Here is a 12,135-nt window from a genome sequence, read left to right on the forward strand (position 1 = left end):
TCTGTGCTATGGCGTTGTGTACGCTCTCAGGCTATGCAGCCTCAATGATTGGCTGGTCCAACTTTTCTTTGAGCGTTAATGATCTGACAAGCTATTGGTTTGCGTTTGATGAGGGCAATATGCTGCATCAAATCCTCGCGACGCTGCGTGCGCCTCGTGCCTATGCTGGGTTATTAATTGGCGCTTCGCTTGCGGTATCCGGAGTGCTGATGCAAGGATTAACTCGTAACCCTTTGGCGTCGCCATCCATTCTCGGCATTAATGCTGGTGCGGCTTGTTTTATGGCCTTAGCGTCCATCGGCGTACCATTCTTTAGTCAATTGAACCCAATCATCAACGCAGTACTCGGCGCGCTACTAAGTGGTGGTGCGGTCATGTTGTTGGGCGGTTTTTTCTCCGCGCGTTCTCACCCATTGCGTTTAGTGCTAGCGGGCATTGCCATCAGTGCACTGCTGATAGGGTTAACTCGTGCGTCGGTAATTTTGGCGGATGACATGGCTTACAGCGTGTTGCATTGGTTAACGGGCTCACTCTCCGCGGTAGATTCTGAGCAGTGGCAGCAACTGTGGCCTTTTGCGACTTTAGGTTTGGTGCTCGCCATGGGCTTAGCGCGAAACTTAAATTTACTCGCGTTGGGGGACGAAGTTGCTGTTGGGCTAGGTGGTAACATTCGTCTTACGCGATTTATCAGTGGTTTAGCGGTTGTGCTGTTGGCAGGAACTAGCGTAGCGATTGCTGGGCCAATTGGCTTTGTCGGGTTGTTAGTGCCGCACTTGGTACGCCCGATTGTTGGTCACAACTATCACATTCTCATTCCGGTTTCCGCCTTGTGTGGCGCGGCATTGGTGACGTGGTCAGATGCTTTATCACGAGCGATCGCCTTTCCGGCTGAAACGCCAGTGGGCGTGATTACCGCGCTGTTGGGCACACCTTGCTTTATCGCGATTGCAATGAGGAAATCATCATGATGAATCAAACCAAACTGTTTGCATTAGTTGGATTGTTGCTGATTGCGTCTTCTCTCACGCTGTTTGTTGGCGCGGCGAACATGTCGGCTCAACAGGTTTTTGCATTACTGTTTTCTTTCTCTGACTCGGACTTTGTGATTCACCAATATCGATTACCGAGAATGTTGCTCGCCATTGGCGTGGGCGCTGGGTTGGGGCTGTCAGGCGTTTTAGTTCAAGGCGTCATCCGTAATCCACTTGCCTCACCAGATTTAATGGGGATAAGCGCCGGAGCAGGACTGGCGGCTACCGCTTGTTTGGTGCTGTATCCGAATGCGCCAGTGGCAATGTTGCCGATGGTCGCCATGGCGGGAGGCTTGCTTGCTGCTGGCTTTATTGCTGTGCTGGCTTACTGGTCGAAACCAACACCAGCACGTTTGGCGCTGATTGGTGTTGCTGTCAGCGCATTTTTAGCCAGCGGTATCGATTTTCTTCTGATTGTGCACCCTATCGAAATCAACACGGCGATGGTATGGCTAACCGGCAGTTTGTGGGGACGAAATTGGCAACAAGTGCCGTTTATTTGGAGTGCTCTATTGCTGCTACTGCCATTGGCGTTTTGGCTGGCTTGGCGGCTAGATGTTATGGGACTGGGAGAAGAAAGCGCTACTACGCTTGGCATGAAACCAAGACAGACCCAAATTCTTGCGCTGATTGCTGCCGTGTTATTGGCGAGCATCAGTGTGTCTGTGGCAGGCACGATCAGCTTTGTTGGCCTGCTTGCGCCGCATCTTGCGCGTTTGCTGTTTGGCCACAACCACAAGTTGTTAATTCCAGCCGCTGCAACCCTTGGCGCTTTGTTGGTGATTTGCGCCGATGGTTTAGCGAGAGGCTTACAGCCGCCAATTGAGCTACCAGCGGGAGTGCTGACATCTGTTATTGGCGCACCATATTTCATTTTTCTTTTGTATCGTTATAGAGGTTGGTAAGCATGTTACGAACGCAGAACTTATCCGTCGCGTACGGCAAACAGACCATCATTCCAGATCTCTCTTTGTCGATTCCTCAAGGTAAAATTACCGCACTAGTTGGTCCAAATGGTTGCGGTAAATCGACACTATTAAAAACCTTGGTACGCATCAATAAACCCGCTTCTGGCCAAGTGTTGTATGACGAAAAACCACTAAGCAACTACGGGGATAAACGCTTGGCGCGTTCGTTGTCTTTGCTGCCGCAGATTCTTGTCAGTCCTGAAGGTATTACCGTCAGAAAACTGGTCGAATATGGCCGCTCGCCTTATCTCTCTCATTGGGGCCGGTTAAGTCAACAAGACAAGACCTTAGTCGAGCAAGCAATGCAAGATACTGGCGTGATTGAGTTTGCTGACAAGCCAGTTGAATCGTTGTCTGGTGGCCAAAGACAAAGGGCGTGGATTGCGATGGTAATGGCGCAAGATACTGACGTAGTGATGCTTGATGAGCCAACCACTTACCTGGATCTTTCTCACCAAGTTGAGCTGATGAAACTCATGAGGCAGATGAACGACAAAGGCAAAACTGTGGTGGTAGTGCTGCACGATCTAAACCAAGCGTGCCGTTACTGCGATCATTTGGTGGTGTTGGAAAAAGGTCAGTTAGTCACGCAGGGAACACCGCAAGAGGTACTGACAGAAGGTATGTTGGCATCGGTGTTTGATTTACAAGCGAGAGTATTTAACGACCCAATCTCAGGCACGCCGATGTGTGTGGCGGTGTAGGTTTACGTCTTTCGAAAGCTATCTGCAATAAAAACGTCGATCCATAAAAACAAACCCCGCTAGTAACAAAGTCGCTAGCGGGGTTTGTTGTTTTTAAGAGCGTCCTTAATGTGGCGTTTAAGCCAGTTTAAATGTTGCTACTTTCGAGTTGAGATCCTCAGCTTGCGATTTCAGCTCAGCAGATTGATTCATCGATTCTTCGGCACCAACTACCAAGTGATCGGTCACATCTTTAATGGACGTGACGTTTTGCGTGATTTCATTGGTTACGTGCGTTTGCTCTTCGGCGGCGGTCGCGATTTGCGTTGCCATATCGCTGATCAGCGCAACGGCCGCGTTGATTTCATCCAGAGCCAGTGCTGCGCGATCAGCATCTTCCACCGAACCTTGCGCGAGCTGAGAGCTTGTATCCATGATGGCCACTGCGCGTTGTGTGGTTTGCTGCAAGGTCTCGATCGTCGAGCGAATCTCTTCGGTTGAGGTGTGTGTGCGTTGTGATAGCACGCGAACCTCGTCTGCAACAACGGCAAAACCGCGACCTTGTTCACCTGCACGCGCCGCTTCAATCGCCGCATTCAGAGCCAGTAAGTTGGTTTGCTCTGCGATGTCTCGAATCGTTGATAGCACGGTTGAGATGTCTTGCGCGTGCTGGTTGAGCTCACCGATGACAACGCTCGCTTGGTTGACTTCAGAAGACAAATTATTGATGGACGATTTGGAATTGATCACCAACTCATGACCGTTTTGTGTGCTTGCTGAAGAGTCTTGAGCGGCTTTAGCCGTCTGCTCTGCATGTGCTGCAATCTCTTGCGTTGCTGATGCCATTTCAGTCACAGCGGTCGCCACCATAGTGATTTCTTGTTGCTGATGGTTCAGATCGGAAACCGATTGATTCGCGCGAGTCGTGCTCAGCTCCGATTGTTGGCTCAGTTCTTCCGCTTGGTGACGAATGTGACCAATAAGTTGCTGCAAACTTTCAACGAACTGGTTGAAGTTTTCAGCCAGCTCACCAACTTCGTCACGGTTTTCTACTTTGATGCGTTGAGTCAGATCGCCGCTACCGTTGGCGATTTGCGCAAGCGCATTCGAAACATTGTAGAGCGGACGGAACAAGATGTTACATAGCAGGTTAAACAAAGCCACACAGATAACGACGACGATAGTGGTTGCGATGATTTGATCCCAAACTGCATCGTAAAGTGGGGCAACCAACGAGTTTTGATCTAACACTGTGACCGTTGTGAGTTTGGTACCCTCTATGTGGCGCGCGTAAATCACATATTCGGTGCCGTTAATAGAGACGCGACGCTCTGTACCTGAACGTGCGGCAGACGTAATGTCGTTGTTGTTGAGGCCCAGCTTGCTAACCGGTTGATTCAGCAGTTTACCGTTGTTATGAGTGAAAATATTGCCCTGTTCATTGGCAATAAACATATAACCTTCACCCGGCAGGATCACTTGGTTGAGACTGTTCAGGATATCACCGATCTCTACGTCAGCACCCAGAACGACGGTTTGACCATGCAATTGCAGGGCTTTACCGAGCGACACGACGTTAGCCCCCGTGGCAGCTGCGACGGTCGGGTTATCCATAAAGACTTTCGATGGGTTGGCGATTGCATTGGTGTACCAGCCCCACTTACGAGGATCGTTATTACCTGGTGGCAAAACCACCCCATTAGCGTTGTCTTGTGACCCGTCCGGGTAAGCGAGGAAAACGTTATCGAACGCGCCAGAGTCTCGGACTTGTTTCAAATGCGTAACCAGAGAACGTTTCTCTGAATCAGAAGAGAGTGAAGTTAGTGCGCGCTCTTTAGAGAGTAGCCAGTCCTTTACGTATTGATTGTAAGATGCGCTAGTGCTTTCTAGTCGCTGTGCGACTTCGACATCGAGCCTATTTAATGAATCTCGAAAAGACAGCCCCTCTACCAGCACTCCCCCTAGAATGATGGCGGCACTGGCAGAGATTGCCAGTTTGTTTTTTAATGATAGATTTTTGAACATAAAGCGAATAATAGATCTTTGAATAATAGTTGTTGTGTTTTTATTCTCATCAGTGCTCTCTGCGCTGTTGAATATGCAGCAGAAAGTCAGATTCGAATCTGTTCAATAATTATATTTTATTGCTCAAAATAAATACTGACTCCATGTCGCGAATTTGAGTTTTACACCAAATAAGCAAAAGGATTTGGAACGATATTATTTATGTATTTGTAAAGTAAGGATTTGTCGATTTTTGTAAATGAGAATTGATTTCAATAATTGGTGATCTTTATCACATTTGCGTGTCTGATAATCCATTAAAAATGTGAAGGTTATAGCACCGGATATATATTGATTAGCTTAATCATTGTTATGGGCAATCGTTATGCGCAGTATATTGTTAGTCCCCGCGTTATTAGTGTCAGGGTGTGCTCTGATACAACAGTCGACGCCGATTCAACCTGACGCCAACTGGCACGTGGACCAGTTATCGAACGGTATGAAATACCATCTCTATCCAACAGAAGACCAAGAAGTCTCGGTCCGTTTGGTGATGAATATCGGCTCATTCCAAGAAACATCTTCTCAAAAGGGTTACGCTCACTTTGTTGAGCATATGGCGTTTAATGGTAGTGAGCATTTTACCGGTAACGACGTTGTCAAACTTTTTGAGCAATCTGGTGGTAGCTTTGGCGCTGATATCAACGCTTTTACCAGTTATCAGCAAACGTCTTACCAACTTGACCTTGCGAATAATACGAAGCTAGAAGATGCCCTGAAGTGGATGAGAGATATCGGTAACGGACTTGAGTTTGCTCCTGAGCAAGTAGAGAAAGAAAAAGGGGTGATTCTCGGGGAATGGCGACGTGCCAATCCGGATGATAAGTCCTTTTCTATGCATGCTTACCAAGCCTCGATTGAAGGCACTATGTATGGTGAGCATGACCCAATTGGTACTCGCGAAGCGATTCAAAATGCTTCCTCAAGTAAGTTAAAGGCGTTTTACGACAAATGGTACCAGCCACAAAATGCCGAGTTGATTGTGACTGGTAATATCGACGTAGATTCACTGTCCAAGATTATCAAAAGCAAGTTCTCGAACTGGGAAAGTACCTCGGATACGGTAATAGAGAAGCGCCGTGATATTCGAGTGAACAACGAAAACAGAATCTTGCCAAGTAACACGATGGAATCACCAAGTCTTCATTTAGTGATTGAGCGTGGTCTAAGTGGCGGCACGACGATTGAGCAACAACATGAAGTGTGGCGTGATGAAGTCGCAACACAACTCATTCAACAGCGTTTGATCCGTGTACTCAGTGATGCCGCTGAACCTTTTCAATACGCTTATGCAGAGCCCTATTACTCTAACTATCAGCGTATGATGTCGGCAGGGATTTCGTTTGCACCAGATCGCCGCGAACAAATGCACCAGACTTTCATTCGTACCTTGGCGTCGTTGAGAGATTATGGTGCGACTCAATCCGAGTTAGATAGCGTTATGTCAAATTGGCAAGGTGAACTTGCAAATATTGATTCAGATTGGAGTCAGCGTAAGCCAAACAGTTACGCAGAAGCACGTGTTTTTCAAATTGGACAAGACAGTGTCAGCCAATCAAAAGAGAATTATGCCCAGAGTTTGGCAGAATTCATCAACAACGAGAATTTAGAGAGCATTAACACACAATTGGCGGCTTTGTTATCTCAGCAGCCAAGCTTTTTTATTGGTTTGGGGAAAAGCGAAACGTCAGAACAGTTCAATGGTGTATTTGCCGCTCTAAACAGTGCCTATCTTCAAACTGGCGAAAAACCGTTAGAGATGTATGACAAAGTGGATGGATTCTTAAAGCCTACCCAGGAAGGCAGCATCACGAGCATGCGTCAGGAAGCGGGTGGTTTTCAAGTCTATACGCTATCAAACGGTGTCGAAGTGTGGTTCCAAAAAGATACTAAAGCGGGTGGTCGAGCGTATATTTACTATGCGAGCCAAGGTGGTAAAGCCGCTGTTGATCCGACGTTGTATGCCGCTTATGAAATCGCAGCAACAACGGCAATACGCAGTGGGTTAGGGGCATTTTCTGGTTCAGAGCTAGATAGCTACTTACGCAAAAACAACATTGCGCTTGGCGCGATGCTTGATGCGACCAGTCACGGAGCACAAATTACGGCGCCAAATACGCACCTAACTGATGCTTTGAATGGACTATACAACCTAGCGACGGAGATTAAAGTCGACGAGCGCCAGATGGCAGCAGCGAAGCAAGAGTTTAAACAGCAGAGCGGCGCTTTTTTTGAATCACCGATGGGAAAACTGATTCAAAAAGCAAACGGCAATTCTTATTTGCCGGGTAGTCGTCATCGTATAGTGTCCAGTGATGATGTTGAACAAGTGACTTCCGAGCAGATACTAGCGGTGCATGAGCAACTTTTCAAAACCAATGATGGTTTTAAGATGGTTATTGTTGCAAACGTAGAGCCGGAAGAAATTACACCACTTTTGCGTAAATATGTGGCCTCTATCGAAATGAAACCGAGTCGTTCGATTGATTATCACGTTGCGTTTAACCCGGAAGTGCCGGAGCGAACTGTGGTTGCGGATGGGCATGAACCTTCATCGTTGTATGTAATGCGTTTGACTAATACGAGCGATTACCAACGTACGGCAAGAGACACGGTTATCGAAGATATTTTGCAACGTATTAGTAATGCACGTGTTTTGGATATTGTGCGAGAAGAGTCTAGCCTTGATTACAGCCCGAGCATTTACACCATGACACAAGATCGCGAACCCATCTCTGATTGGCTCTTGGAGTCTCAAGTTGAGCCCGAAGACGTGGCACTTTTAGAGAGTAAACTAGGCAAAGTGTTTGATGGTTTAGCGTCAAATATTACCCAAAAAGAAGTGGATACGGCCGCGAAACAACTGGCAGTCGCGATGCAAGGATTGGATGACAACCCAGCACAGAGATCATGGGCATATACTCGTTATTTGGTGCATGATTACGGCGTCGATGTGTTACTTGACGTTGAGAAAGTGGCTAAAAGTGTGACGTTAGATGAAGTGAAAGCGCATGCAAAATCAGCTTTTGGTCCACAGGCAAAACGCTCGGTGATGGTTTTAAATCCGGCCGAATAATCACGTAGTTTCTGACGAAAATCGTGGCAATAGTAATAAAAAAGACGGCGTGAAAGCCGTCTTTTTTAAGCACTTTAATCAAAGCTTTTATGCTGATTTACGCGAAAGTCGCTTTTCATTGTTGGTGTTGTTTTCTTTTGTGATCGCACTGTCTTGAGCCTTACCCTTGAGCGTTACCACTTCTTTTTCAGGTAATTCAGCTGCTTCACCAAAGAATTTGCCACCAGGTTCAATGCTGAGGTTATTGCTCCAGATCCTACCGCTTACGCGTCCCTTGGCAAGCACTTGAATGTGTTCTGCGTGACAGTTTCCGTCCATCATGCCGTTAATGATCAGCTGTTTAGCGTAAATTTCACCGTTTACTCGCCCGCTTTCTGCGACAACGAGAGTGCCTTCCACGTTAATTTGACCATCGACGATGCCATCAATCTGGACATCGTTTTCTACTTTGAGTTCTCCGCTAAGAGAACAGCCTTTGGCGATGAGAGTTGAAGCTGCTGAGCTACTCGTTGTTCCACTGTTTTGATTAAAGATTCCCATCGTATTCTTCGCTCCTTAGTAAAAATGTCTTCGAAATCATTAAGGCTCCAATCGACAAATGGTTTCGGATTCAGTGCTCGCCCAACAAATCGCACCTCGTAATGCAGGTGAGGGCCAGAAGAGAGCCCACTGTTGCCGGAAATTGCAATCAGCTGCCCTTTTTTGACGAACTGACCACTTTTTACTTTGAACGCTTTCAAGTGCGAATAAGAACTCGAAAAACCGAAAGAATGTTGTAGCCTGAGGAAGTTACCAGAGCCTTTATTACTGCGGCGGGTGACTTCCACTACCCCATCGGCAGGGGCATAAATTTTGGTGCCGATATTTACGGCAAAATCGAGCCCACGATGCATCTTGGCAACTTTTGTCACCGGATGGATACGCTTACCGAATCCGGAAGATAGTCGTACGTTGCCGACTGGAGAGCCACTTGGTATTTGGTTTAATAACACCATGCGAACGTTTGAGGTTATCGCCGCTGCATCGAGCCTAGCATCCAAGTTATTTGTCGAGGTATGTTCTCCAACCCCAAGCACTTTCTCTAATTCACCCAAACGTTCCGAAACAAGTTGTACCCGTTCTTCCCGTTCTGAAAGGTCATTTTCTAGCTCTGATTTAAGTGTTTTCAGTGTGCTGAGCTCTTCACCCATGGTGCGTGAATGCTCTGTCAATTCAGCTTGTTTTAACGCTGCATTATCAACGCGAGTGTACAAGTGATGAATTAAGATTACGGTCGCGGCCAGAGCAACAACAAAAAAAACGAAAAACGTTTTTATGTTGCGTTGCATCCTTTTACTGAAGTACCAATGTCTTGAGCCATTGATAGTTGATATAGAGAGCGTCAACTGGTCTTTCATCGTCTTCTATTGCTCGTATTTGGTATACGTCTCGTCACTGAGTTAGTAGGAATGTAAGGAAAACGAGTAGGGACCGCCAGAGGCAAATTGGAAAGAAGTGTCAGGTCGTGAGGCGTTTTCAGATATTAGATAAAAGACTCAATAAAGATTTAATATTCTGCTGATTTTGGTCGTAATTACTCCAAATCGCTTCATTTAACTGAATATTATGATTTTTAAGGCGGTTATCCGAGAAATTGGATTGTGAATATTGCCAATAGCATCCGCACGCAATTCAACTTACTTCACGGTTTGCCTTATAAATGTTGGATAATTTATCAAACCGACATTCATTACATCGATAACTTGTTTATGATAGCGGTTGATATAAAGCACTATTCATTGGCTTTAAACCTAAGCGTTACATTTCGTTTAGGAACACATAACTATGACAACGGAGTTGGTCGTGAAAAAACTACTATTGGCTACAGCAGTGGTCGCAGCAGCAGGGGGCGCTGGCTACCTGTACCAAAACAATACTACCGCGAGTGATGCAGGCTCACTGTTAACGCAAGTTCCTGCAGATTCACTTATGGTGACGTATCAGACAGAACCTTTTAACCATTATAAATACATGAACGCATTCGGTACGGCGAATCAAGGCTCGATTGCAGAACTTTTTGCCGATGAACCACTGTCTCCACAACAGCAGTTTGCAGTTAACTTATTCGATGGGTACCTAGAGAGTGCTGCGTCGCCAGAAACATTAAAAGCTTATTTGGGCACCGGGGAAAACATTAATCCTGTGTTGTACACAATTGGTATGGTACCAGTGTACAAAGTGGATATTGAAGACCCTGCCGCGTTATGGAAAACACTGGATCATGAAGAGCAGATGAGCGGCGCTAAGCATGAGTTGGTTAAGCTTGGTGAAGTCGAGTATCGTCGTTACGAGATGACTGATTCAATTGACCCGCAGGACGGTATTGGCTTGGTTGTAGCCGTGGTTGATAACGTGCTTACGTTAACGGTTGATGTTCCGCAACTGGGCGTTCAAAACCCGATTAAAATGGCATTAGGGCTTGAAGCACCAAGTCAAAATATTGCTGAGAGTGGACGTCTTGAGGCGTTGCAAGCCAAATACGGTGAAAACAACAACTCTTTTGGTTACTTTGATCATCGCGAAGTGATTAAAGGTTTGACGACGAAAGATGGCAATATGTTTGCTCGTCAAATTAGCACGTTGGATGCAATAGATCCTGAACCAACTATTGAGGAAATGCGTTCACCAGCCTGCCATACTGAGCTTACTCAAGTTGCAGAAAACTGGCCTCAGTCCGTCGCGTTTGCAGAATACAAGATGAAAGGCGATCAGGCGTTCATTAAAGGTTCTTTTGTTGTTGAGTCCAACAATAAAGTGATTCTAGATGCGCTCAAGTCGATTCGTGGTGTATTGGCAGAGTCTAAAAGTGATAAGAGTTTCTTTAGTATGGCGCTTGGTTTAGACATTAATACGCTAGCGCCATCGATTGGTCAGATTTGGGCTGACTTGACCCAGCCTCAATACCAATGCTCTTTATTGACACAAATGCAGCAAGAGATGGGCGGCCAGAATCCAGCAGCCGCTGTAAGCATGGGGTCAGGCATGGTTAACGGCCTCAAAGGGTTAAGCCTGCAAATGTTTGATATCAAAGTAGATACTAATGCTCAGCATGGTGAAGTATTTAGCCAGCTAGATGGTATGTTGTCTCTTTCTGCCAATGATCCAATGATGCTTATTCAAACTGCGCAAATGTTCGTTCCTGAACTTGCTCAATTGCAAATTCAACCGGATAACCAACCTGTTAATGTCAGTGACCTATTAGAAATGCATACTGGCGTGAAGGTGGACGTGTTTGCTCGTCTAAACGAAAACCATTTCACCCTTTACAGTGGTGATAGTGCTACGGAAGCAAGCAAAGAAGTGATGGCGCAATCACTTTCTCCAAATGGCTTGTTCAGCTTTGATTTTGATTCAGAGCGTATTTTGGAAGTGTTAGAGAGTGCGTCGTCAATCACTGGGGAGCCGGTTCCGGATGATGTTGTCAAAAGCTTACAAGGCGAGCTTGTTGGTGGTATGACGATGGACGTGACAGACCAAGGTATTGGTTTTGAGTTTGATTACCGTGGTGCAACTAAACCTGTAACGGTTGCACAGCAGTAACACGTTGAGTAGAAAAGGCGGCGCAATGCCGCCTTTTGTTATTATGTACCGTATTAAAAAGCGAGTGGGAAGAGCGACGCTTACTCATCTATTTGAGGATGAGAGTATTGCTGATATTCAGGTAACTCTTTTCTTAAATTACTAAATGTCGCCCATGCACTTTCTTTTGAGAGTTTGTTGATCAGCCAGTTTGGCAATAGACCTCCGGGGTCAGCAAACGCCTTGTATTCCACGAGTGTTGTATCGTTTGTGAGTTTTTGTAACTCCCAAGTCGCATCAACCGAGCGAATTCGAACATAACCATTTTGTTCAGCAAGATATGAGTCAGGTGCGCTTTTGATTTCTATGGTGAATCCCAGCTCATCGACCCAGTACTTTGAGTAGGTGACCATATCCCGATTTTTGGTAGGCCATGGTGCTTTAAACTGGGTGTAAACGATGTTCTCGGTGGCCGATATCTGATTTAAAACCCGGCTATGACTGGCATTGTCAATCCAGTTCGGGATGTTGTCACTGTCTTCCAGTAGCGTTAAAAATGCACCATAGCTGGTGGGTGTGAACATCCGGGCACGGATCTCAACTAAACCGTCACTATGTTCTCGGGAGTAAATTGTGATTCCATTCTTGTCACGCTCGAACTGCCAGTTCTCGTTGGCGCTCGCGTCAGTACCAGCGGATATCAATGTGGCGAGTGTTAAGGCGCCAATTCTTATATGCAACATCATGTTAGTATC

General features: G+C 46.3%; 9 protein-coding genes. 5 read left to right on the top strand and 4 right to left on the bottom strand.

The features are described 5' to 3' along the window. Positions 1-8 precede the first annotated feature (8 nt). From R7P64_RS00940 to fecE, 3 genes are read left to right on the top strand one after another with little or no spacing between them, the layout of a single operon-like run. A complete protein-coding gene (locus tag R7P64_RS00940; protein WP_370687806.1) occupies positions 9-968 on the top strand; it encodes a FecCD family ABC transporter permease in 960 nt (319 codons plus the stop codon). Next, positions 965-1,936, top strand: a complete 972-nt coding sequence (locus R7P64_RS00945; RefSeq protein ID WP_213915592.1) for a FecCD family ABC transporter permease — start codon at positions 965-967, stop codon at positions 1,934-1,936. Before R7P64_RS00940 ends, R7P64_RS00945 begins: the two co-directional genes overlap by 4 nt. 2 nt (positions 1,937-1,938) lie before the next feature. Further along, positions 1,939-2,703: a Fe(3+) dicitrate ABC transporter ATP-binding protein FecE gene (gene fecE, locus R7P64_RS00950; RefSeq protein WP_213973067.1), complete on the top strand. Its 765-nt coding sequence runs from the start codon at positions 1,939-1,941 to the stop codon at positions 2,701-2,703. A 117-nt stretch (positions 2,704-2,820) separates the two neighbouring features. Here the strand turns inward: fecE and R7P64_RS00955 are convergent, their stop codons facing one another. Continuing rightward, positions 2,821-4,707, bottom strand: coding sequence for a methyl-accepting chemotaxis protein (locus R7P64_RS00955; protein ID WP_054575394.1), 1,887 nt, complete (start codon positions 4,705-4,707; stop codon positions 2,821-2,823). A 364-nt stretch (positions 4,708-5,071) separates the two neighbouring features. Here R7P64_RS00955 and R7P64_RS00960 point away from each other — a divergent pair, with 364 nt between their 5' ends. Further along, complete coding sequence (locus R7P64_RS00960; RefSeq protein ID WP_213973068.1) at positions 5,072-7,822, top strand: M16 family metallopeptidase; 2,751 nt, start codon at positions 5,072-5,074, stop codon at positions 7,820-7,822. 87 nt (positions 7,823-7,909) lie between these two features. Here R7P64_RS00960 and R7P64_RS00965 read toward each other — a convergent pair whose 3' ends face one another. After that, positions 7,910-8,362, bottom strand: a complete 453-nt coding sequence (locus R7P64_RS00965; RefSeq protein WP_080276973.1) for a bactofilin family protein — start codon at positions 8,360-8,362, stop codon at positions 7,910-7,912. Next, complete coding sequence (locus R7P64_RS00970) at positions 8,266-9,219, bottom strand: M23 family metallopeptidase (RefSeq protein ID WP_318123052.1); 954 nt, start codon at positions 9,217-9,219, stop codon at positions 8,266-8,268. Before R7P64_RS00970 ends, R7P64_RS00965 begins: the two co-directional genes overlap by 97 nt. Before the next feature lie 427 nt (positions 9,220-9,646). Here R7P64_RS00970 and R7P64_RS00975 point away from each other — a divergent pair, with 427 nt between their 5' ends. Beyond that, positions 9,647-11,401, top strand: coding sequence for a hypothetical protein (locus R7P64_RS00975; protein WP_213973069.1), 1,755 nt, complete (start codon positions 9,647-9,649; stop codon positions 11,399-11,401). A gap of 80 nt (positions 11,402-11,481) precedes the next feature. Here the strand turns inward: R7P64_RS00975 and R7P64_RS00980 are convergent, their stop codons facing one another. Continuing rightward, a complete protein-coding gene (locus R7P64_RS00980; protein WP_213973070.1) occupies positions 11,482-12,126 on the bottom strand; it encodes an START domain-containing protein in 645 nt (214 codons plus the stop codon). Positions 12,127-12,135: the final 9 nt, after the last annotated feature.

It is taken from the genome of Vibrio sp. 2304, from assembly GCF_033339475.1.
Classification (GTDB): domain Bacteria; phylum Pseudomonadota; class Gammaproteobacteria; order Enterobacterales; family Vibrionaceae; genus Vibrio; species Vibrio alginolyticus.